Annotated in this window: 18 protein-coding genes and 1 pseudogene; 3 read left to right on the top strand and 16 right to left on the bottom strand. The window is 44.0% G+C overall.

The genetic code is table 11. The features are described from left to right. Positions 1 to 29: 29 nt before the first annotated feature. The 12 genes and pseudogenes from HMPREF9124_RS05810 to HMPREF9124_RS05755 form a co-directional block, all read right to left on the bottom strand. On the bottom strand, positions 30 to 230 hold the full coding sequence (locus HMPREF9124_RS05810; RefSeq protein WP_009428566.1) for a hypothetical protein: 201 nt from the start codon (positions 228 to 230) through the stop codon (positions 30 to 32). 59 nt (positions 231 to 289) lie between these two features. Next, positions 290 to 1,726 carry an adenylosuccinate lyase gene (gene purB, locus HMPREF9124_RS05805; protein WP_009429386.1) on the bottom strand — a complete coding sequence of 479 codons (1,437 nt, stop codon included), beginning with the start codon at positions 1,724 to 1,726 and terminating at the stop codon, positions 290 to 292. Between the two features lie 56 nt (positions 1,727 to 1,782). Then, positions 1,783 to 2,538 (bottom strand): 4-hydroxy-tetrahydrodipicolinate reductase, encoded by a 756-nt coding sequence (gene dapB / locus HMPREF9124_RS05800; RefSeq protein WP_036598014.1) that lies wholly within the window; start codon positions 2,536 to 2,538, stop codon positions 1,783 to 1,785. Positions 2,539 to 2,636: 98 nt separating this feature from the next. Next, complete coding sequence (gene dapA / locus HMPREF9124_RS05795; protein WP_009428292.1) at positions 2,637 to 3,524, bottom strand: 4-hydroxy-tetrahydrodipicolinate synthase; 888 nt, start codon at positions 3,522 to 3,524, stop codon at positions 2,637 to 2,639. Between the two features lie 60 nt (positions 3,525 to 3,584). Further along, complete coding sequence (gene typA / locus HMPREF9124_RS05790; RefSeq protein WP_009428966.1) at positions 3,585 to 5,417, bottom strand: translational GTPase TypA; 1,833 nt, start codon at positions 5,415 to 5,417, stop codon at positions 3,585 to 3,587. Positions 5,418 to 5,494: 77 nt separating this feature from the next. Continuing rightward, complete coding sequence (locus tag HMPREF9124_RS05785) at positions 5,495 to 6,124, bottom strand: IMPACT family protein (RefSeq protein ID WP_009429930.1); 630 nt, start codon at positions 6,122 to 6,124, stop codon at positions 5,495 to 5,497. Positions 6,125 to 6,127: 3 nt separating this feature from the next. Next, a pseudogene (locus HMPREF9124_RS12495) lies at positions 6,128 to 8,730 on the bottom strand (transglycosylase domain-containing protein). A 50-nt stretch (positions 8,731 to 8,780) separates the two neighbouring features. Continuing rightward, positions 8,781 to 9,749 (bottom strand): RsiV family protein, encoded by a 969-nt coding sequence (locus HMPREF9124_RS05775; protein WP_009429020.1) that lies wholly within the window; start codon positions 9,747 to 9,749, stop codon positions 8,781 to 8,783. Continuing rightward, the gene (locus HMPREF9124_RS05770; protein ID WP_009429584.1) at positions 9,746 to 10,306 is read right to left on the bottom strand and encodes an RNA polymerase sigma factor; all 561 of its coding nucleotides are present in this window, start codon (positions 10,304 to 10,306) and stop codon (positions 9,746 to 9,748) included. Before HMPREF9124_RS05770 ends, HMPREF9124_RS05775 begins: the two co-directional genes overlap by 4 nt. A gap of 85 nt (positions 10,307 to 10,391) precedes the next feature. Next, on the bottom strand, positions 10,392 to 10,808 hold the full coding sequence (locus HMPREF9124_RS05765; protein ID WP_009427725.1) for a DUF1344 domain-containing protein: 417 nt from the start codon (positions 10,806 to 10,808) through the stop codon (positions 10,392 to 10,394). 106 nt (positions 10,809 to 10,914) lie between these two features. After that, complete coding sequence (gene rho / locus HMPREF9124_RS05760) at positions 10,915 to 12,486, bottom strand: transcription termination factor Rho (protein WP_009428372.1); 1,572 nt, start codon at positions 12,484 to 12,486, stop codon at positions 10,915 to 10,917. A 190-nt stretch (positions 12,487 to 12,676) separates the two neighbouring features. Next, positions 12,677 to 14,713, bottom strand: coding sequence for an alpha-amylase family glycosyl hydrolase (locus tag HMPREF9124_RS05755; protein WP_009429377.1), 2,037 nt, complete (start codon positions 14,711 to 14,713; stop codon positions 12,677 to 12,679). A 261-nt stretch (positions 14,714 to 14,974) separates the two neighbouring features. On the opposite strand from HMPREF9124_RS05755, the gene HMPREF9124_RS05750 reads away from it, so the two are divergent. Next, positions 14,975 to 15,850, top strand: a complete 876-nt coding sequence (locus HMPREF9124_RS05750; RefSeq protein WP_009429912.1) for an ROK family protein — start codon at positions 14,975 to 14,977, stop codon at positions 15,848 to 15,850. 3 nt (positions 15,851 to 15,853) lie between these two features. After that, positions 15,854 to 17,113, top strand: a complete 1,260-nt coding sequence (locus tag HMPREF9124_RS05745) for a chloride channel protein (RefSeq protein WP_009428077.1) — start codon at positions 15,854 to 15,856, stop codon at positions 17,111 to 17,113. Positions 17,114 to 17,153: 40 nt separating this feature from the next. Here HMPREF9124_RS05745 and HMPREF9124_RS05740 read toward each other — a convergent pair whose 3' ends face one another. Then, the gene (locus HMPREF9124_RS05740; RefSeq protein ID WP_242821561.1) at positions 17,154 to 17,297 is read right to left on the bottom strand and encodes a hypothetical protein; all 144 of its coding nucleotides are present in this window, start codon (positions 17,295 to 17,297) and stop codon (positions 17,154 to 17,156) included. Positions 17,298 to 17,585: 288 nt separating this feature from the next. On the opposite strand from HMPREF9124_RS05740, the gene HMPREF9124_RS05735 reads away from it, so the two are divergent. Then, entirely contained in the window at positions 17,586 to 18,734 is a 1,149-nt protein-coding gene (locus HMPREF9124_RS05735; RefSeq protein WP_009428066.1) for an ATP-binding protein, read from the top strand. 215 nt (positions 18,735 to 18,949) lie between these two features. Here HMPREF9124_RS05735 and HMPREF9124_RS05730 read toward each other — a convergent pair whose 3' ends face one another. The 3 genes from HMPREF9124_RS05730 to HMPREF9124_RS05720 all read right to left on the bottom strand — a co-directional run bounded on the left by HMPREF9124_RS05730 (position 18,950) and on the right by HMPREF9124_RS05720 (position 22,172). Beyond that, positions 18,950 to 20,605 (bottom strand): nucleoside kinase, encoded by a 1,656-nt coding sequence (locus HMPREF9124_RS05730; protein ID WP_009428187.1) that lies wholly within the window; start codon positions 20,603 to 20,605, stop codon positions 18,950 to 18,952. A gap of 116 nt (positions 20,606 to 20,721) precedes the next feature. Then, positions 20,722 to 21,510 carry a Nif3-like dinuclear metal center hexameric protein gene (locus HMPREF9124_RS05725; RefSeq protein ID WP_009428858.1) on the bottom strand — a complete coding sequence of 263 codons (789 nt, stop codon included), beginning with the start codon at positions 21,508 to 21,510 and terminating at the stop codon, positions 20,722 to 20,724. After that, positions 21,510 to 22,172: a tRNA (adenine(22)-N(1))-methyltransferase gene (locus HMPREF9124_RS05720; protein ID WP_009429199.1), complete on the bottom strand. Its 663-nt coding sequence runs from the start codon at positions 22,170 to 22,172 to the stop codon at positions 21,510 to 21,512. The genes HMPREF9124_RS05725 and HMPREF9124_RS05720 overlap by 1 nt, the downstream gene beginning before the upstream one ends. Positions 22,173 to 22,177 lie beyond the last annotated feature (5 nt).

Raw genomic sequence — 22,177 nt, 5'->3', positions numbered from 1 at the left:
TCCGGCTTTCACAAAATACGGATGCGATTTTATTCCTCCGTCTCCGATGAATCCTTCCGTATCAACTTGGTTACCCATTGCAATACATAAAATACGGTTGGTACAATCATCAGAAGGAAGAGATGAGCAAGCAGCGACTCCTTGCTTCCTCCCGTAAACGCGGTATAAAGAAAATGAAGCAAAGTCAGCAAAATAAAGACCAAAGCCAGAATTGCAAAAATTCGTTTCATCTTCCCTCCAAATCCTTTACTATTTTAAAATCACCCGATTTGCATTATAGCACAAATTCCTAAAGCTTAATCTCTACCGATAAATTCAGCTCTTCTCGATTTTTCTCCAAAATCGGCTGAATGTACTCCGATACAAATTCCTCCACCTGTTCTTTTGCGCGTCCGATATAGAGCTCTCCGCGCATAAGTCCCTGTATATCCTCTTCCGTAAGTGGGAAAGCCTCATCTTTTACAATTCTTTCCAGAAGGTCGTTTTCCAAGCCCTCTTCCTTGACTCTCTTTCCCGCTTCCATGGCATGCATACGGATTCGCTCGTGAAGTTCCTGTCGGTCTCCCCCTTTTTTCACCGCATCCATCAGGATATTTTCCGTTGCCATAAAGGGCAACTCCTGGTTCAAATGCTTTGCAATCATCTTGGGATAGACCACGAGGTTCTTCGCAACATTGTAAAACAAATCCAGTAAGCCGTCACAGGCGAGGAACGCCTCCGGAACGGAAAGTCTCTTGTTTGCGGAGTCGTCCAAGGTTCTTTCAAACCACTGGGTGGAAGCTGTAATGCTCGGATTCATGATTTCCGAGGAAATGAAGTTGGAAAGTGCCGCCATTCGCTCAGAGCGCATGGGATTCCTTTTATAGGCCATGGCACTGGATCCGATCTGCTGCTTCTCAAAAGGCTCTTCCACTTCTTTTAAATGCTGTAAAAGTCTAAGGTCATTGGAAAACTTGTGTGCAGACTGCGCGATTGCGGAGAGGACGGAAAGAACACGAAAATCCACCTTTCGGGAATAGGTCTGTCCCGATACAGGATAAACTTCGGAAAATCCCATCTTCTCTGCAATTCTTCTGTCCAGCTCCTTACATTTTTCATGGTTTCCCTCAAAAAGTTCCAGGAAGGAAGCCTGTGTCCCGGTGGTTCCCTTGCAACCCAATAGCTTGAGTGACAGAATGCACTCTTCTATTTCACAAAAGTCAAGATAGAGGTCATGAAGCCAAAGACTCGCCCTTTTTCCAAGAGTCACCGTCTGTGCAGCTTGAAAATGCGTATAACCGAGCATCGGCAGGGCTCTATATTCCATCGCAAAGTCGGAAAGGACCTTCATACAGTTTAAAAGCTTCTTTCGAATCAGTCTTAAACCTTCCCGCATCGTGATTAAATCGGTATTATCTCCCACATAGCAGGAGGTCGCCCCAAGATGAATGATGCCCTTTGCCTTCGGGCACTGCAGCCCATAGGCGTAGACATGACTCATTACATCATGTCGAACCTCTTTTTCCCTTTGTTTTGCCACATCATAATTGATGTTTTCGGCATTCTCCCGAAGCTCCCGAAGTTGCTCTTCCGTGATTGGAAGTCCCAGTTCCTTTTCGGTTTCCGCAAGAGCAATCCAGAGCTTTCGCCAAGTCTTGAACTTAAAGCTCGGAGAAAAAATCTTCTGCATCTCGGGAGAGGCATATCTCCCGGATAACGGACTTTCATAGCTTGAAAATGCTTCCATTTCGCATCCCTTTCTATTCTTTGAAAACTTGAACTCCTTCAATACAATTCGGGATTTTATCGTAAAACCGCGGTCATATCATATTTTCCCGGTTCTTTTTGAAGAAGGAAAAATGCCGCCGTAATGGCTCCCTTGGCAAAGATTTTCCGGCTGTAGGCGGTATGCTCCAATTTTACAATTTCATCTTCTCCTGCAAAAATAATCTCATGCACACCCGGAATTGTACCGCCTCTAAGGGAGAGCATGCCGATTTCTTGTCTTTCTCTTGCCTGATGCCTTTCCTCCCGGTCATATATCTTATTGAGTGCCTCTCCGACTCCCTCTTCTACCGCTTTTTCGAGCATTAAAGCCGTGCCGCTCGGCGCATCCTTTTTTCTCCGGTGGTGGGCTTCCACAATTTCTATGTCAAAACCTTCCTTATAGAGCTTTGCCGCGGCAAGTCGAACCAGTTCCTGCAGGATGTTTACGCCAAGAGACATATTGCCGGACTGTAAAATAGGGATGCTTTTTGCCGCCTCTGTAATCTTCTTTTCCTGTTCCTCGGAAAGCCCCGTTGTGCATAAGACAAGAGCCTTCTTCTTTTCAACTGCAAAATCCAAGAGCCTGTCCACAGCTTCTCTTACTGAAAAATCAACAATCACATCAAAGTCTTCTTTTACCTTGAAAATATCTTCATAAAGCGGAAAGCCGAGGCCAACTCCTTCCGCATGGGCATCCACACCGCAGCTAATCTCGCAGTCTTCCGTGTTTTTTGCAAGATCAATCACGTTTCTTCCCATTACCCCTCGCGCACCGTGTAAAAGCAGTTTCATTTTCCCTCCTTTACTCCACAAAAGAAAAAAGCCGTAAAAAAGAAAATCCGCTCGGAAACACCCGGAGCTTCTCTTCTTTTTCACAAGCCTTTTCTTCTTTATTTTAAAATACCGTAACGAATCATTTCCTCTTTTAAACTATCCAAATGCTCTGTTTCCATCTCTGTAAGAGGCAGGCGAAGCGGACCCACTTTCTTTCCCTGCAGGTTCATTGCAGCCTTAACCGGGATGGGGTTCACTTCGCTGAACAAGGCGCGAATAAGCGGCAAAGCTCGAAGCTGCTCTTTTCTAGCGCCCTCTAAGTCTCCGGCAAACCATTTTGCACAGATATCATGGGTTTCTTTCGGTGCCACATTCGATAAAACGGAAATAACACCCAGGCTGCCTGCTGCAAGGAGGGGAAGAATCAAGCCGTCCTCTCCGGAATAAAGGCAAAAGTCCTCATCCACAAGACGCATCAAATCTAAGGTTTTTCCGACATCTCCACTCGCATCCTTCACCCCTATAATATTCTTCACATCATGATACAGAGCCGCCATCGTTTTCGCCTCGATACTCATTCCCGTTCTTCCGGGAACATTGTAGAGAATGGAAGGAATGGAAACGGATTCCGCGATGGTCTTAAAGTGCTGATAGAGCCCCTTCTGGGTAGCCTTATTATAATAAGGAGTTACCAAAAGAAGGCCGTCTGCACCGGCTTCCTCCGCACACTTGGAAGTATACAAAGCAGATCTTGTGCAATTGGAACCCGTGCCGGCAATGACCGGAATGCGATGATTTACCACCTTAATCGTATGACGAATCACTTCAAGGTGCTCCTCAACAGTCAGTGTTGCCGCTTCTCCCGTGGTTCCCACAGAGATGATGGCATCCGTACCGCCCGCAATTTGATCTTCAATAATTGCCTCCAGTACCTCGAAGTTTACCGTCCCGTCTTCATGCATAGGAGTAACCAATGCCACTCCCGCTCCCTTAAATAAAGCCATAAATTACCTCGCTAGATTTTGCTCATCCTGTTTTGCTCGTCCTGTTTTACTCTTCTTGTCTTACTTTCTGTTAAAGCCGGCACGTTTTCTTGCCGTAGGATCCAGAATCTTCTTACGGATTCGTAAGTTCTCAGGCGTCACTTCCAAAAGTTCATCCGTATCAATAAAGTCAATACACTGCTCTAAGGACATAATTTTCTTCGGTACCAGCTTCAAAGCCTCATCGGAACTGGAGGTTCTCGTATTGCTTAAATGCTTGGTCTTACAAACATTCAGCTCTATATCTTCCGACTTCGGACTCTGTCCGATAACCATACCGCTGTAGACCTTTTCTCCCGGTCCAATAAAGAGTACGCCTCTGTTCTGTGCCTGGAAAAGACCGTAGGTTACCGCCTCACCCTGCTCAAAGGCAATGAGGGATCCCTGGTGACGGTAGTTCAAGTCTCCTCTATATTCCCCGTAGCCTTCAAATTCCGTATTTAAGATTCCGTTCCCCTTGGTATCGGTTAAGAACTCTCCTCGGTAACCGATGAGTCCGCGGGAAGGAATTTCAAACTCCAGTCTGGTATAGCCGGATGCCAAAGGACTCATGCCGTTTAAAGTTCCCTTTCTCTGGGTTAGTTTCTGGATAACGGCACCGGTTGCCTCTTCCGGAACATCGATATACGCTATCTCCATCGGCTCCAACTGTTTACCGGATTCATCCGTTTTATAAATAACCTCCGCTTTGGAAACCGCAAATTCAAAACCTTCTCTACGCATGGTCTCGACCAGCACGGAAAGGTGCAACTCTCCTCGTCCGGAAACCTTGAAACAGTCTGCAGAATCGGTTTCTTCTACGCGAAGAGAAACGTCCGTATTTAATTCTCTGAAAAGTCTGTCACGGATATGACGGGAAGTCACAAACTTTCCCTCTGTTCCGGCAAGCGGAGAATCATTGACCATAAAGTCCATGGAAATGGTCGGCTCGGAAATCTTCTGGAAGGGAAGCGGGGTCGGGTTCTTCTCCGTACATATGGTATCTCCTACATGAAGATCTTCAATACCGGATACCGCTACGATATCTCCGAAAGTAGCCTCATCCACATCCACTCTCTTTAATCCGTCAAAGGAATAGAGTTTTGTAATTCGCACTTTCTTTCTTTTATCCGGATTGTGGTGGTTTACGACCAGAGCATCCTGATTGACCTTGATTTTTCCGTTTTCCACCTTACCGATTCCAATTCTTCCTACAAACTCATTGTAGTCTATCGTAGAAACGAGAAGTTGCGTCTCCTCATCGGGGTCTCCCTCCGGTGCCGGAATAAAATCGATAATGCTCTCAAAAAGCGGTTTCATGTCCACATCGGGATCTTCCAGATTTTTCTTCGCATAGCCGTTTTTCGAGGAAGCAAAGAGGAAGGGGCAGTCCAGCTGCTCATCGGAGGCATTTAAGTCGAGCATCAGCTCCAAAACCTCATCCACAACATCAATCGGACGAGCTTGCGGCTTATCGATTTTATTGACTACGCAAAGAACAGGAAGGCGAAGCTCTAAGGCTCTCTGCAAAACGAAACGAGTCTGCGGCATCGGTCCCTCAAAGGCGTCAACAAGTAAAATGGCGCCGTCCACCATTTTTAAAATACGCTCAACCTCACCGCCGAAATCCGCGTGTCCCGGTGTATCGACAATGTTAATCTTTACTCCATTATAGCTTACAGCAGTGTTTTTCGCTAAAATCGTAATGCCTCTCTCCCGCTCAATGGGATTCGAGTCCATGACACGAACACCGATATCCTGATTGTCGCGAAATACACCGGACTGCTTTAAAAGCTCATCCACTAGGGTTGTTTTCCCGTGGTCTACATGGGCAATAATGGCTACATTACGAACATCTTCTCTCTTTTTTAACATGAATTTTCACTTCCTGAACGAAATCGAACAAACTTAAACTTTAACAAATTTATACAATATTTATTTATTGCTTTAACTTATCGAGTATACCACCGGCATTTTTTGATTGCAAGGAAAACCACCTGTGGTCCATATTCCCGGATTTGCTTTTCAAAACCGGAATATTGTTCTTCTTGAACGCGTATCTTAAGAATCACGTTTTCTGTAAAAGCCTTATCCAAAATAGAAATATTCTGTTCCGTAAAACTGTACTCCAGTTTTCCGAGTAAGGAATACGGAATTTGCAGTTGCAGTTCCCACCCCTCGATTCTCTCCAGAAAAACCGCCTTTTCCAGTACCGCCTTTGCCGCATCGGAATAGGCTCGTGAAAGACCTCCGGTTCCAAGAAGCGTACCGCCAAAAATTCTGCTTACCACAAGAAGGGCATTTTTCAGTTCCAGACTTTCCATCCTTTGCAAAATAGGCATCCCTGCGGTCTTTGCCGGTTCTCCGTCATCACTCTGCTTCTTGTGCTCCTGCAGAATTCCGTCTCCCTCTTCCAGAAAAATATAGGCATAGCAGTGATGTCTTGCATCCCTGTATTTCTTTCTGCATGCTTCAAGGAGCCCTTCTACATCCTCTTCTCTTTCAAGCGGAAAAAGTCCGGCGTAAAACTTGGACTTCTTCTCTTCAACCTCTCCGTAAAAGCACTCCTTAATAAATTTCATTCCCTAATCCTCGGCACTTTTCTTTTTACTCGGTCCTTGTTCGGAAATCGTAATCTTATTTTTTGTATTTTTCTCCGAACTGTCGGAATCTCTTTCAGAATCCTCGTCTTCTTCCTCTTCCTCCGGTTCCTTGTAGCTGTAATAATGATCATCCGTATCCAAGTCTCGCAGATTTTCAGGAACAAGCATAGCGCCCCAGGAAGTATGATAGGTACATTTTTCCGTAGGTACCGTTCCCTTGGCAAAAAGTTCCGTAATGACGGCGCTGCCCCTGTAATCCTGATAGCATCCTGAAGTCGGAAGCTTTCCTGACTTTCGGCATACCTGAGCTTCCACAATATCTTCCGGCTTACTGAAGCCCGGATCCGTCTTCCCTTCGTGAATCTTCGTCATGATTTTTCGCCATATATCCTTGTGGAATCCGGTTCCGCCGTTGTATTCCCCGGTTTTCGCATCTTTTAAAACCTGATTATCATCACAACCGCCCCAAACTCCGCCGATATAATAGGGTGTATAGCCGATGAACCAAATATCTCTGTTATTACTGGTTGTTCCGGACTTTCCGGCCTGACTCATCCCGTCAAAATGCGCCCTTGTGGATGTAGAACTTACCCGTACATCGGATGCAAAGGCACGGTTCGATTCCATGGATTCCTTCATGGCATCCGTAAGAAGGTAAGCTGTAGTGGCTTTCATAACCTGTGTAGGCTTATCCTCCGTCGTATCAATGAGTACCTTTCCGTCTTGATCCACAATCTTAGAGAAAAACTTGGCCTTTTCCAGTTCTCCCCCATTGGCAATGGCGGAAAATGCCTGGGTAAGCTCCAGGTTCGATACACCGCGGGTTAATCCGCCCAGAGCCAGGGCAGGATTTTCATCATCCTTTACCAAGGATGTAATCCCCAAAGACTCCGCATATTGATAGCCTCGTTCCGGCTTAACCGTCTCCATAAGACAACGAACCGCCACAATATTCAAAGAATAGACTATTCCGTCTCGAATACTCTGAAATCCCAAATATCCTCCGGAATACCAGTTCTTAAAGGTCTTATTTCCCAAAGTATATTCCGAGTCATAGTAGGTGGAGGCAAGCGTTGCTCCGTATAAATCGATGGCCGGTGCAAAGGAAGTGATGATTTTAAAGGTGGAACCGGGCTGACGCAGAACATTACTGGCACGATTCAAGGTTTTACTCTGTTTTTTCTCGCCTCTGCCTCCCGTAAGAGCCAAAACTTCGCCTGTATGCGGATCCATCAGGACAAAGGATGCTTGAGGCTCCAATACATAATCTACCGTTTCTCCCAGGATACGATCGGAATCCACAGTAACCTTCTCTTTAAATTCCTCTATCCGTTTATTAGCCTGATCCTTCGAGGTATACAGGCCGTTAAAGGAGAGCCCCTTTCCTTCTTTTAAATACTTTTCTATATCCTTTTCGCTGAAATTAACAATGGTACCGTCTTCATGTTGCAAAGTATATCGCCAGGAAATGGAATATTTTGCCGTATCATAATTCTCCGGGTTATTGATTTCCTGATCGACGATTGCTTGCAGATCCGGATCCTGGTTTGCATAAATCGTCAAACCGCCGGAATAAAGCAGCTTTGTGGCATCTTCCTTCTTATAATCGAGCCTTTCCATAAGAGCATCAACTACCTGCTCCGTAAGTTCATCCGTATAATAAGAATAGGGCTTATCCTCTCCCTGCGTAACTAAATTAACATTTTGAATTCGCTCATACACAGGGTCATTCAGCGCTTCCTGATAGCGACTTTCATCAATATAACCCTGACTGAGCATATTGTGCAGAACCTGTTTTCTTCTGACTGCATTGTTCTCGGGATGGGTTATCGGGTTTAACTTGGAAGGATTTTTCGTAATCGCAGCGATAACGGTTGACTCGGAGAGGCTCAATTCCGAAACCTCTTTATTAAAATAACGACGTGCTGCAACCTTTACGCCCAAAGTATTGGCTCCAAGGTTAATCGTATTTAAGTACTCGGTCAAAATACTTTTTTAATTTCCTTTTTATCGAGACCCGGCTGGTCCTCCAATTCCAAGGCCAAATATTGTTCCTGAATCTTTCGTACGTATTTCTCAAATTTTCCCTCGTGCAGACCGCCGCCGAAAACATTGTTTTTCAGAAGCTGTTGCGTAATCGTTGAACCGCCTCCGGCTGAACTGTCATCGGAGACTACTCCTCTTACTGCACGCAAAATAGAGCGAAAATCGATGCCGTTATGTCTCCAGAAACGCTCATCTTCTATCGCCACAAAGGCATTAATCATGTCTTTCGGGAGTTCTTCGTAGCTGACTCGCTCTCTGTTTGACCCCTCCGTAACAAGGGTGGACATCAGATTTCCCTTCTTGTCATAAATTTTTGTGGCGTAAGAAGTCGGCCCTACATGAATTTTATGAATATCGGGAGCGGAATCCAAAACTCCTCTAAACAAACCGTAGCCGAAAGATGCACCCAAAAAAAGCGAAGCAACGAAACAGAACAGGATTACCGTCTTCAAAATTCCTGTAAACCTGTGCCATATTCGTGCTCGCTTACTTTTCATTTCATATAAACGATTCTCTATACTATGTCGTGTGAACTTCATTTTTCGCCCTTAAAAAGCCTACTTGCAACATAGCCTATTCTATCACAGCTTTAGCTTTCCTGCCAAATGCTCTTTGGGATAATAAACTGACTTTCTCCCATATACATCGGTGCCACTTCCCCCTGCGGAAAAACCAAAACCAGCTGTTTATCGGCATTAATATAGAAGCTTTGCTCGTCCGTTACCTCTCTGAAGCCCTCTTCATCCTCCCCGTCCTGCAGAAAATATTTATCTTTAGAGTTCTGGTTGTGTACCTTTATTTGTCTGACAACTTCCTCGGATAAAATCTCCTTGTAGTCCGGTCTGTCCGGAAAAAGCTTTGCCAACTGTAAAAGTTCCCCGCTATGCTTATCCACAGTATAATAATGATGAATGGTCTGCGTATCACCCTCCTGCTTCAACACGGAAAGAGCAAGAACGTAATAATCCTCAGAATTTAAAATTACACTATAGGATACATCCAAATTCTTATATTCCGTTTTGGAAAGTTCTTCTTTAAATTCACGAATCAACTCCTCCGTTTTCGCATTGATATCCAAATTAATCTGCTCTGCAGAGGCTAATTTTTCATCTTCTTTTTCTTTAAATGCCGACTTTGCTGCCTCTTCCCCCGAAATTCCGTCCTGAACTTCATCTTGAGAAGCTCCCGCAACGCTTCTCTCTCCATATGCCTCCACAACTTCTTTCGGCGCCTCTACGGCAAGAAGCGGAGTATCCACTTCCGCACTATGCTGTCCGTCATCAAAAGAATAGTTTCGAAGAGTGATTAACTGGAAATATCTTCCAAGTCCCGGAATGGCTTGCAAGGCATAGGCACTCTTTTCAGAAACATTCGGGAGAACAACCGAAAGAATCAGGCAGGCAGCAACCGCCGTTTTTACAAAAGAAGATTTTATCCATTTTTTTCCCTCGCCAAAGGAGAAAATCTTTGCCTTCTTAGATGACACCTCTTCATCCGCTTCCAAAATAAAGCGATCCTCTATTTTCCCCATTGCCTCTATCAATTTATTTCTTTTCATAGCAGACCTTCTTCTTGCAATTTTTTCTTCAGAGCTTCCCTCATACGATGCAGACTGACTTTTACCTTACTTTCTCCTACCTTATATTTCGACGCAATTTCTTTGATTTCATCATGATAAAAATATCGTCTGACAAAAAAAATACGGAGCTCTTTCTTTTCACGGGACAGAAAATCATTGATTGCGGAAACCAAGGCTTCTTCGTTAATATGATCTTCTATATTGTTGAAAGAAAGTTGTATATCTTCACCGAGCTCGTCTACACTTTCCGTGAAACTATCACTCGCTCTCTTCTTTGCTCCAATCATCTTGAAACGATTAATGGCGGTATTTCGTACAATTTTGGCACAATAAGCCTTTAAAAAAGAAGGCTTCTCCGGAGGAATGGCATTCCAAACGCTGAGCCAAGTATCGTTTAAGACCTCTTCCACATCCTCTCTTTGTGAGAGAATCTGACTCGCAATCTTCCCGCAATAAGCCTTATACTGTTCCTCTAAACGGAGAATTCCTTCTTCATTTCTTGCAAAAAACAACTCCAGAATCTTTTGATCTTCCATATCCACCCTATAAATTCGCTCAAAAATCACTAAGTTTTAACTGATAGTACAGGATAAAAGAAAGATATGTCCGGAGTGTGAATTTTTATGCCTTCTCTACAGAAAGGATCTCTCCAGTAAAGGAATCCACTTCGGAAAGCTCTCCGGTGTAGTGAACGATTACTTCATCTCCTTCCTTCACCTTGTCCAGCCCTTCCGGCTTCTTATCAAAGTTCAGCGCATAGGACTTTCCGTCATCCGTGGTAACCGTAAACATGAAATCCTTAATCTCGGAAATTTTTCCCTTTAATTCCTGTGCTTCAGACTTCTCTTCGGCTTTTTCTCCTGCCTTTTTCGTTTCCTTCGCAGCTTCGCTGGCAACCGTTGTCTTTTCTGTGCTTGCTTTATCCGAACCGGAAGAAGATCCGCAGGCCATCATGGAAATTCCAAGAAGCATGGCAGCGGAAACGATACCGGCCTTTTTCAACAAATCCTTCTTTACTACAGTACTGTTCTTTTTCATTTTTTTATCCTCCGTTTTATACGGGAGACCCTACTCTCCCTCATTTCATAGTTCCCTCAAAGGGCGCTACATCTATAGAGACAGAGAATACAGAAAAAGGTTACATTTAATTTGAAAAATTCTTTTTATTTACGCGAACAAACACATTTTCATCGCGCTCCGTCGTTCTTTCCGGGGCGGTGACGGTTTTTCCACGCACCAAAGTTTCGCATAGTTTAATATTGTTTAAGGTTCTGTCAAAGAGAGAAAGAGTATCTTCCACCGCATTTTTCTTATCGGAAGAAAGCTCTCTGTGCAGAAAATCGGCCGCATCCTTCTCAAGAGGGCTCAAAAGTAAATCATCCCTTCTTGTTCCGGACTTTTGAATGTCAATTGCCGGAAAAATTCTTCTTTCCTGCAACTCTCTATTCAATACCAGTTCCATATTTCCGGTCCCCTTAAACTCCTCATAAATGACATCATCCATACGGGATCCTGTATCAACAAGCGCCGTAGCCAGAATGGTCAAGCTTCCTCCTTCACGAATATTACGGGCTGCACCGAAAAAACGCTTGGGCATATGAAGTGCGGCAGAATCCATACCGCCAGAAAGAATCTTTCCGGAGGAAGGTACAATCAAATTGTAGGCTCTTGCAAGTCTGGTAATACTGTCCAGAAGAATGCATACATCCTGCCCCTGTTCCACAAGTCTCTTCGCTCTCTCAATCGTCATTTCCGCCACTCTTTTATGATGTTCCGGTAATTCATCAAAGGTGGAGTAGATCACCTGAACCTTATCCCCTACTACCTCTTCCATCATATCCGTTACTTCTTCCGGTCTTTCATCGATAAGAAGAATCAGTAAGGTCATATCCGGTTCATTTTGTAAAATAGACTGTGCAATTTGCTTTAGCAAAGTGGTTTTTCCGGCCTTGGGCGGAGAGACAATCATCCCTCTTTGCCCTTTTCCGATGGGTGCCAAAAGATCTAAGACACGGAGTGATGTGGATACACGCTTTCCTTCTCTTTCCATGGGAATACGCTCATCCGGAAAAATCGGAGTGAGCTTATCAAAATCAGGCCTTCCGTAAAGCGCGGAAATCGGAAGATTGTTTACCTTTTCTATATAAAGCAAAGCGCTGTAACGTTCCTGCGGATTTCTGGACTTTGCATAACCGTAAAGCATATCTCCCGTCTTCAAGTGAAAACGGCGAATCATGAGATTGTTCACGTAAACATCTTGCTCTCCGGGAAGAAAATTCTCTGAGCGAATAAAGCCGTAGCCCTCCGACATGATTTCCAGAATGCCTTGTACAGCTTTCGCGTCCGCATCACGAGGTCCCTCTTTTTTAACCGGTTCATCCGTCTTTTCCGGCATTATCCGTTCTTCCGGAGCATCGGCAGGCTGCGTCTCTTTATAGGCTGTAAATAGAGAATTGTCCTCCTCTATGCGAAGCTCGGAGGGGGCACTGTCTTCCGAAGAAGATTCTTTTACCGCCTTTTTTACGCTTCTCTTTTTCTTCTTTTCTTCCTTTAAGACAGGTTCCGCAACCTCAGCCTCTCCCCCGGAACTTTCCGGAATTTCTTCCTTCTTAGGTCTGCCTCTTCTTTTTTTCGGAGGACTGAGCAATTCTTCCTTCCCTTCCTGCGTTACTTCACTTATGGATTTTTTCTCTTCTTTTTCGTCCTTTTTTTTCATGAAAGCTCCTTGCTATAAAATCAGATTTTTTGCTGTTGATGGATGGAGATACAATTGTGATATAGAGGATAAACGAGATAGCGCACGCTTTGCGCACGATACTCGTTATGAACGGAGCCGGAAGAATGAAGCTTCTTCCGGCGAAAAAACTTGTACATAACGGATGATGCGCATAAAACGCACCTTCTTTTTAGAAACTGGTCTTTAACCAGAGGAAGTCATGAGACGGAATTCGCAAATCTCTTGCCTTCATTCCCTCATTTGTAAATACATTGACATAATCCTCCACCTCGGAAACATAGGCAATTTCTTCAAACACCGAGAAATTGTAGAAGCAGAGAATTTTTTCTCCCTCATAATAACGACCGAAAGCCAGAACATGAATATTCTTCGTATCTATAATCCAAGTATCGGCCAAAGCGGAAAAAGCTTTGTTTTTTCTCCTCATGGCTTCCAAACGTAAAATACCGGAATATAGCTTTTCTTCCACCGTCCCCTTCTTTTTTCGCTTAGCAGCCTTGTCCCAAGGGAATTTTCCTCTGTGCAAATAACGGGAATCATGTCGCTTTAAGGGATCATCATGGTAGCTGTAGTCATTTTCCATGGCAATTTCATCCCCTGAATACAATACCGGGATACCCGACTGACTGAGTAGAAAAGCATGAAGCATCAGGTCAAGACGAATGGCGGCATCAATCTTCTCCTGATTTCCTTCCTTAACACCGGCCTCTATTCCACAAAGAGATGCGGTGGTTCCGCAAAGTCTGGCGTCTCCTTTCAACGGATCATCATTATAGAGTTCTCCTCTTGCCTCGGAAAAGTCTGCAAAGCCCCGGAAATAGGCATTTAAAAATGCCTTATGCGGAACTTCAGCCATATCAAACTGTGCCAAAAATTCATAGTCCAATCCCCAACCGATGTCATCATGACAACGAAGGTAGTTCAAAAAAATCTTGTCTTTCGGAAGCGTAAAAATCTGACCAAGTTGATGTTGCAAAAGTCGAGTATCCTGTGTCGCAAGAGTATGCCATGTAGTCGCCATGGTGGTAACGTTATAAAGAAGATGGCATTCGGGTTTCTCATCCGTTCCGAAATATGGCATTACTTTAGTCGGCTCCATGACCACTTCTCCTAAAAGAAGAACACCGGGCGCTACGATTTCTATAGCCATACGGAAAAGTCGAACCAAAGTATGCACCTCGGGGAGGTTGCGACAATTGGTTCCCAGCCTTTTCCAAATATAGGGAACCGCGTCCAGACGGAATACATCCGTTCCTTGGTTACAAAAGTATAACGCCGTCTCCAGCATATCATTAAATACCATGAAATTGGCATAATTCAAATCCCACTGATAGGGATAGAACGTGGTCATAACCACCTTATGCATATCATCATAGTAGGTGAAATTTCCCGGCGCCGATTCCGGGAAGACTTGGGGAACCGTCTTTTCAAATTCATTGGGAATACCCCAATCGTCAAACACAAAGAAGCGATCCTGGAATTCTTTTTCTCCCCCTCTTGCTCTCCTTGCCCATTCATGTTCTTCAGAGGTATGATTCATCACAAAATCCAGTCCGATAATCATTCCATCTTTATGACAGGCCTTGGACAAAGAACGAAGATCTTCCATACTCCCCAGTTCCGGTTGAACCTTTCGATAATCCGAAACGGCATATCCCCCGTCCGATTTTCCTTTTGGGCTCTCCAAGATAGGCATAATCTGCAGATAATTGAAACCGCTTTCTTTTAAGTAAGAGAGGTTTTTCTCCACTCCCTGCAAATTGGTCGCAAAATGATCTACATAAAGGAGCGTTCCTATTTGCTCGTTATTTTTATACCAGTTCGGCTTTGCCATTCTTTCTTCATCCAGAAGAAGCAAATCCTCTTCACGACTCAGAGCATACTTTTCCAATAAACCGAGAAGATATTGGAAAGCTTCATCCGCACCGTGATACAGCTCATGATAAAGCCATTTCATCTCATCGTAATGCTTCTTCAATCTATTCCGATAGGAGATTTCCGCTCTTTCTTTTAGGCTTAAGGAGTCCTTCTTCTCAGCAGTACGCGTTTCTTCCGTTTTATCAATCTTTTGGCGTGTTTTTTTCACAGTCTTTTCAAGCGTCTTGGATAGCGTTTTTTTCTTCGACCGAACCGTTTCCGTTTTAGGCATAACGCTTCCATCCTTTCCTTTTCCTGCACTTTTCTCGCTAGCGGAACCAGATTTCATCCTACTCCCTCCTCCAAAATCCCTGTCATTACAATCCCGTTTATTATACCCGAATAAAAAATCTTCAACAAGCTTAAAAAGCGGAATAAAATACGGAAAAAGCGTTTCTTTTTTCTTCCCTCAAGTCTCGCTTCAGAGATTGCATTTTTTCATTCGCTTATATACACTATATCACGAAAGCTTCTCATTCAGCCTTGCTCGGAGAAGATGCAACGGGAAAAAGGCAGTTTGATAATTTTTTAGGAAAATGAGGTAAAAACTATGGTATATGGTGCTTTGGAAGCAGGCGGAACAAAAATGATTTGCGCTATTTGCAAAGAAAACGGGGAAATTCTGGAACAAGTATCCATCCCGACGAGCAGTCCGGATGAAACAATGCCCAGAGTGATTGATTTCTTTAAGGACAAGGGAATCGTTGCACTTGGTGTAGCCTGCTTCGGGCCGATAGACCTGGATAAGTCCTCTGAGACCTATGGCTACATTACCAGTACGCCGAAGGTAAAATGGCAGAATTATCCTATTTTACCGGTAATTGAGAAAGCGCTCTCGGTTCCTGCCGGTTTTGATACGGATGTAAACGGCTCTTTGCTGGGAGAAGTATCCTTCGGTTCCAGTCGCGGTCTCGAAAATGCCGTATACATAACGATTGGTACCGGAATCGGCGGCGGAGTATTGAGTAACGGAAAGCTTCTTCACGGTATGCTTCATCCCGAACTTGGACATATGATTCTTGTGCCGCACGAAAAAGATCATTTTCAGGGAATCTGTCCCTTTCATAAAAACTGTTTTGAAGGCATGGCATCCGGTCCGGCAATGGAAGCCCGTTACGGAAAGAAAGCGGATAGCCTCTCCGGTGTTCCTCTGGTTTGGGAGATAGAAGCCTACTATATCGGACAGGCACTTTGCAATATTATCCTTACCCTGAGTCCCGAGCGAATTATTTTAGGTGGCGGAGTAATGCATCAAATGCAGCTTTTCCCCCTCATTCGAAAACAAGTAAAAGAGCAGTTGAACGGATATATAAAAACAAAAGAACTCGCTGATTTAGACAACTATATTGTTCCTGCAAGTCTCAACGATAACCAGGGCGTCCTTGGTTGTTTACAGCTGGCAATCAATGCCAGAAAAGGAAAGTAAAGCATGAAAGACCTGGAAAAGAGACTCATACTGACCTATGGAAACGGCATAAAGTGGGTTATCATCGGGGGACTCACGGGAGGCATTGTGGGATCGGTTGCCGCTTACTTTGCAAAGGGAATTCAGATTGTCAGCCAAATCAGAAGTCTTCACCCCTTGCTGATCGGCCTCCTCCCGTTCGCCGGGATTCTGATTGTTTTTTCCTATCGGCTTTGTTCCGTGAAAGAACCAAAGGGGACCAACTTGGTTTTGGAATCCATACAAAACGGAGAAAATCTCCCATCCTATATGGCTCCCCTCATTATTTTGGCAACCATTCTCTCACACCTTTTCGGTGCTTCGGTAGGACGTGAAGGAGCTGCATTACAGCTTGGCTCCTCCATGGGATCCATAATCGGAAAGGTTCTCCGCCTCAAAGAAAAAGACAGACGCAGAATTATGATGTGCGGCATGAGTGCCGCCTTTTCAGGCCTCTTCGGAACACCGCTTGCCGCCTCCGTTTTGGCAATGGAGATTTGTACTGTAGGACATATGTATTACACAGCACTTCTTCCCTGTACCGTCTCCGCCCTGGTAGCCAATTTTTTTGCCGAAAAAGTCGTACACGTGATTGAACCGGAGCTTCATTTAAGTCTCGTTTCCGAGATAGATTGGAAGTCAGCACTGGCTACCATTCTTTTAGCTATCCTGGCCTCCATGGTCAGTGTTCTCTTTGTGCTCTCAGCCCATAAGGCAAAGGCTCTTTTTACAAAATACTTTAAGAATAGCTATTTTCGCATCTTTGTCTGCGGACTGATTTTGATTATAGGCACTCTCCTTGTCGGAAGCACCGACTATAACGGAACCGGCATGGATATCATTGTAAAAACCATTACGGATTCAGGCTACAAAGTCTTTTTCTTTGCTTTTCTTCTGAAAATCCTGTTTACTTCCATATCCCTGGGCGGCGGCTATCAGGGAGGAGAAATTGTGCCCTCCCTCTTTATCGGTGCCACCTTGGGGAATGCTTTACAACTATTTTTACCGCTGGATCCCGGACTCTGTGCCGCACTCGGCATGGCTTCCGTCTTTTGCAGCGTAACGAACTGTCCGCTTGCCACTCTACTCATTTGCTTCGAGCTTTTCGGATTTCAGGCTTCATCCTATTTTATTCTGGCGATAGCAGTCAGCTATCTTTGCTCCGGAAACTATGGTCTATATCACACACAGAAGATTCTGTTCTCCAAGACCGAAGAGAAAGAAATTAACGAGTTGGCGCACTAGAAGAATAAAATTCTTAGCAAAAAAAATTTCGCTTAGCAATTTAAGACCGCATGAGTTTGCTCAGAAAGTTTTGATCCTCCGGAAGAATCCGCATATTGCTAACTTTTTCCTCTTGTCCCGGCCTTGTGATTTTCAATTCCAGGATACTCCCCTCCGGAAGTCCTTTTCCAAACTCGATTGCCAAAAACTTAGCCACCTTCGGGTGGTTTTTTTGAAATTATCCAGTTCCTTTGCAAATTGCATCATTTCCATCGGATTCATAGCTTTTTCCTTTCCTTTTACACGATTTTTGTTCTCTTAGAATAACGAAGCCCGAGACATTCTGCAATATGTTTTTATAGAATCCCCGAAGTATGCTATACTGTCTTCGTTTGCAATTTTTCTGTTTTGAAAATAGTTCCTGCTGTTTGGAAAAATTTTTTTCTATGCAGGGTCTAATTCGAAGCAATCAAGACCGTAACAAGGAAATTCTATGACAAACTTAAGAGAAATATCCCCGGAAGAGTGGGAAAAAGAAGAATATAAAAATTATATCCCGATTGATCTTCGTGATGAAGCGGAGTATCAGCTCGGGCATATCGACAACGCCAAATGGATAGCCATTTCGGATTTACTACGGGATGATACAATTTTGGATCCGTCCAAGGCCTATTTGCTCTACTGTAAATACGGCACCATTTCTCGAGAACTTGGAGAAAGGCTTTTGGAAAAAGGCCATCGGGTAGCCAATTTAAGCGGCGGCTACGGACAGTATATCCTCATGAAAATCAAGTATGCTTCCGAAGAGGAACGACGGGAGGAGATTGAAAAAAGCCTGCGAAAAATATTCAAAAAATCCATTTTTACCCCCTTTGCTAAAGCTATCAACGATTTTGAGCTGATTCAGGAAGGGGACAATCTCTGTCTCTGTATTTCCGGCGGAAAGGACTCGATGATTATGGCCAAGCTCTTCCAAGAGCTGAAGAGACATAATAAATTTCCCTTTACAATACAGTTTCTGTGCATGGATCCGGGATACAACGAATACAACCGAAAAATCATTGAGGGGAATGCGAAGTTGCTTGGGATTCCCCTGCATTTTTTTGAAAGCGATATCTTTGAGTCCGTTTTTGAAATTGAATCTTCGCCCTGCTATGTTTGCGCAAGAATGAGACGAGGACACCTCTATTCCAAGGCAAAAGAATTGGGCTGCAATAAAATTGCTCTGGGGCACCATTTTGATGATGTTATTGAAACAGTTCTCATGGGGATGCTTTACAGTGGACAGTTCCAGGCCATGATGCCGAAACTCCACTCCACCAATTTTCCGGGCATGGAACTGATTCGCCCCCTATATTATGTTCGAGAAGACGATATCAAGCATTGGCGAGATTACAATAAATTGAACTTTATTCAATGTGCCTGCAAGTTTACGGAAACCTGCTCCACCTGCCATACGGACGGAACCACAAGTTCCAAACGTCTGGAAACAAAGAAATTGATTGCCGAGCTGAAAAAAACGAATCCTTTTATCGAGAAAAATATATTCCGTTCCACGGAAAATGTCTCCAAGCAAACCATCTTGGGTTTAAAGGACAAAGGGGTAAAGCACTCCTTTCTGGAATGGTACAATGAAGAATGAAGGGGCTGTAAAAAATCAAAATAATTTTCTAAGCAATATAGGTCTGAACTTGGGCACGCTCTCGCTAGCTTCGCCACGTAACGGATACTAAGCGAAAAACTGCGTTTCTCTTGTTTTTCGCAAGTACCGACGGGCTCAGACTACCCCGCATTCAGACCTATATTGCAAAAATTACTTTATTATTTTGATTTTTTCACAGACTCTTTATACAGATTTTATCCTACATGCAGGCAAGAGCCGCCGATGAATTCTCTTAAAATGGAATTATGCGGAATCGACTCGGGGCTTAAGGCCAAAACATAATCCAGGAATTTCAGCAGACGCTTTGCCTCTTGGTAACAGGGGCTATCTTCTTCAATCTGAAATAAAAGCGGCTCTGCAAAAATTTTTAGAACGGGAAGTTCATAAATCAGTGCGGAGTTTACCATGACATCCGCCTTTTCCTGGTAAGGGAAGATGTTTTGATCCTCTCCTCTTCTTACGCTCTTCCACATCGAAATTGTATTTTCCGCTGAATATCCGCGGGTGCGATTGTCTCGTACCATACGGCGCAAAAGTCTTACATCGGTTGTCGGAATCCGGTTATGCTCATCAATGTTAATCGGTGTAAGTGCGGAAATATAAATGCGATACTTACTGTCCTCGGGAAGCGATTCGGACATCTTATCGTTTAAACAATGAATTCCTTCAATGACCAGAATGTCATCCGCACCCAAGCTTAGGAAATCACCCTTATATTCTCTTTTTCCGGTAAGAAAATTAAACCTCGGAAGCTCTACTCGCTCACCCGAAAGAAGCGCCCTCATATCCTTGTTGAAAAGAGGTAAATCCACATTCAGGATAGATTCAAAATCGTAATTTCCTTCTTCATCTCTCGGAGTCTGATCTCTTCCTACAAAATAATTGTCTACGGAAATAGCATGCGGCTTCTTTCCCAATGCGGAAAGCTGAATGCCGAGACGCTTGGCAAAGCTGGTTTTTCCGGAAGAAGAAGGTCCTGCAATCAACACCAATCGCTTATTCTTTTTGGCAATTTCCATCGCCATATTGCCGATTTGTTTTTCAAAGAATGCCTCCTGCATGAGAATCAAAGAGTCCGGATCCCCTGATACAATCTTACGGTTTAACTCGCCGATATTTTTAATTCCTACCTCCTTAGCCCAGTTGGAGGATGTTTTCTGTACTTCATACAGCTTATTCATCGGATGAAACTCGGACAGTTCACCGGGATTATCCTCTTTTGGCAGAAGTAAGATAAAGCCGTCTCCATAAGGGAATAAATCGAATTTGGTCACATAAGCGGTATTCAACAGCATGTAGCCGTAGAAATAATCCTGAAAATTCCCCAGAGAATAAATATTGACGCGGCTGGTCATACGGAAACGGAAAAGCTCCTCCTTGGAAGTCATTCCTAGATCATGAAACAGCTTCCTGGCTTCTCCTGTAGAAATATTGCGTTTCATAATCGGCATCTCCGCCTTAACATACTCCTCCATGGTAGCCTTAACCTTGGAGAGCAAGTCTGTCGTAATTTTGACCCCTCCGGAAAGATAGCCGTAAAAGCCCCCTCCCAAAGTATAATCTATTGTGACATTAAAGCCCAGAACACCCTTGCAGTGATGGAAAAACGCTTTTAACAGCATAAAAACAGCGGATCGCTGATAGCTTTGCATTCCAATCCGGTCCCGAATGGTAATCCACTCTACGGTAAAATCTTCCTCCGGAACCTTCTTATGCAGTTCAAAAATACGACTTCCGACCTTTGCCAAAAGAAGAGGATACTCTTCCTGCTCCTGAAAAAAAGGCACTAAATCTTGGAAGCGACTCCCCTTTTCTATTTCAACGGTTTTTCCCTTTGCTGTTACAAGCATACTGTATTCTCCTTTCGTACTCCTTCGATTGTCTCTTATCCTCCCTGATATTTCCTACAGTAAAAGCGATTTCCTGCTGTTCCCATGCTAAATATCCGCTCATTTTCCGGGCAGCATTAAAGTATCTTTCCCGGAAAACGGGTTTTCTCCTGAACAATCTCTATCTCTGGGAATTGTCGACAAATTAAGCTCTGCATATAAGGCACAAAGAAATGCTCCAGTCCGTAATGCCCTGCATTAATTAAGCTAAGTCCCTTTTCCATACTGTCAATGGCATCATGATGTCCGAAATCGCCACTAATATAGGCGTCTACATCCACGGGTAAAGTAGAAAGAAAGCTTCTTCCGGATCCGGGGCAAACCGCAAGCTTTCGAATTTTTCTTCCGCCGTCAAAATACTCTATGTAGGGAAGCTTGCATTTTTCTTTGACATACTCTGCCAATTCTTTGCAGGACAATGCTTTGTCTAAATGGGTAAAAAAGCCGATTCCCTCCGTCTTTCCGGAAGGACTCACAGAGACCTCTTCCATAACTCCCTCCTTCCGCCATCCCAGAATCTCGGCAAGGAGGTCCGCCATTCCCTTTTCTACACTGTCAAAGTTCGTATGCATGGAAAAAACGGAAATCCTATTTTCGATTAAAGAAAGAACTTTCTTTCCGGAAACATTTTCTCCTGTCACAGACTTCATTCCCTTAAAGATAAAAGGATGGTGACTTAGAATAAAGTCACATCCCTCCTCTATCGCAGCATCCACCGAGTAGGCGTCCACATCCAGGCAAATATAGACCCGTTTTAATTCTCCTTCTCTCTTCCCAAGAAGAAATCCTACATTATCCCAATCCTCGGCAAGATTTTTCGGGGCAAAGTCCTCCAAAAAACGAATGAATTGTTCTCTATCCATCATTATTTCTCCCTATAAAATCCCAAAGCCTCTTCTATCACGGCAAGCTTGTTCCGGACTTCCTCCACTTGCCTTTTCTCCAGTATTTCCCCATACTGCCTCTTTTCTTTTTCCAGCAAAGCTTTTAACACGGGATCTTTTTGCTGTAAAGGAATCCAACCGTATTCCCATTCCACATAACTTCTTGCCGCTGTTTCCGCCTTTTTTTCTTTCTTTCCCGCAAGAAAAAGACGATAAAATTTCCCGCCTTCTTCCAGATACTCTTCTTTTAAAACTTCCATTTTCTCCGCAAGAAATCGACGAAAATTGGAAAAGTCGGATTGCGGAGAAAATACGGCCAGAGAAAACTCTTCTATTCTCTTCTCCACAATTTCCGTGATCAGAGGACCGCCCATGCCGGAAATCAGTAAAGCCTCCACTTCAAAGGGTTTCAAGGGCTCTAAACCATTTCCCAAACGACACTGAATCTTATTCGTAAGCCCCTCTTTTCGAATATTATTTCTGGCACTTTCCAAGGGAGATTCCCCAATATCACAGGCTATAATCTTCTCCGCCTTCCCTTTCTTTGCAAGAAGAATCGAGCTATAGCCATGGTCACAGCCTATATCCGCCACGGAAGTCGCTCCGGGAAATAATTCCACCAGTCTTTCTATTCTTTTACTCAAGGCTC

This window comes from Oribacterium sp. oral taxon 108 str. F0425, assembly GCF_000214455.1.
Lineage (GTDB): Bacteria > Bacillota > Clostridia > Lachnospirales > Lachnospiraceae > Oribacterium > Oribacterium asaccharolyticum.
The sequence above is the reverse complement of the archived record's forward strand: the minus strand, read 5'-3'. Positions and strand labels throughout refer to the sequence as shown.

Excerpts from the sequence above, each read along its gene's own strand:
- HMPREF9124_RS05725 (WP_009428858.1), bottom strand. The coding sequence starts at position 21,510 with ATGATGGATAGAGAACAATTCATTCGTTTTTTGGAGGACTTTGCCCCG.
- HMPREF9124_RS05770 (WP_009429584.1), bottom strand. The coding sequence starts at position 10,306 with ATGGAAGATCAAAAGATTCTGGAGTTGTTTTTTGCAAGAAATGAAGAA.
- HMPREF9124_RS05750 (WP_009429912.1), top strand. The coding sequence starts at position 14,975 with ATGGTATATGGTGCTTTGGAAGCAGGCGGAACAAAAATGATTTGCGCT.
- HMPREF9124_RS05755 (WP_009429377.1), bottom strand. The coding sequence starts at position 14,713 with ATGAAATCTGGTTCCGCTAGCGAGAAAAGTGCAGGAAAAGGAAAGGAT.
- dapA (WP_009428292.1), bottom strand. The coding sequence starts at position 3,524 with ATGGCTTTATTTAAGGGAGCGGGAGTGGCATTGGTTACTCCTATGCAT.
- rho (WP_009428372.1), bottom strand. The coding sequence starts at position 12,486 with ATGAAAAAAAAGGACGAAAAAGAAGAGAAAAAATCCATAAGTGAAGTA.
- HMPREF9124_RS05745 (WP_009428077.1), top strand. The coding sequence starts at position 15,854 with ATGAAAGACCTGGAAAAGAGACTCATACTGACCTATGGAAACGGCATA.
- HMPREF9124_RS05735 (WP_009428066.1), top strand. The coding sequence starts at position 17,586 with ATGACAAACTTAAGAGAAATATCCCCGGAAGAGTGGGAAAAAGAAGAA.
- typA (WP_009428966.1), bottom strand. The coding sequence starts at position 5,417 with ATGTTAAAAAAGAGAGAAGATGTTCGTAATGTAGCCATTATTGCCCAT.
- HMPREF9124_RS05730 (WP_009428187.1), bottom strand. The coding sequence starts at position 20,605 with ATGCTTGTAACAGCAAAGGGAAAAACCGTTGAAATAGAAAAGGGGAGT.
- purB (WP_009429386.1), bottom strand. The coding sequence starts at position 1,726 with ATGGAAGCATTTTCAAGCTATGAAAGTCCGTTATCCGGGAGATATGCC.
- HMPREF9124_RS05775 (WP_009429020.1), bottom strand. The coding sequence starts at position 9,749 with ATGAAAAGAAATAAATTGATAGAGGCAATGGGGAAAATAGAGGATCGC.
- HMPREF9124_RS05785 (WP_009429930.1), bottom strand. The coding sequence starts at position 6,124 with ATGAAATTTATTAAGGAGTGCTTTTACGGAGAGGTTGAAGAGAAGAAG.
- HMPREF9124_RS05765 (WP_009427725.1), bottom strand. The coding sequence starts at position 10,808 with ATGAAAAAGAACAGTACTGTAGTAAAGAAGGATTTGTTGAAAAAGGCC.
- dapB (WP_036598014.1), bottom strand. The coding sequence starts at position 2,538 with ATGAAACTGCTTTTACACGGTGCGCGAGGGGTAATGGGAAGAAACGTG.
- HMPREF9124_RS05810 (WP_009428566.1), bottom strand. The coding sequence starts at position 230 with ATGAAACGAATTTTTGCAATTCTGGCTTTGGTCTTTATTTTGCTGACT.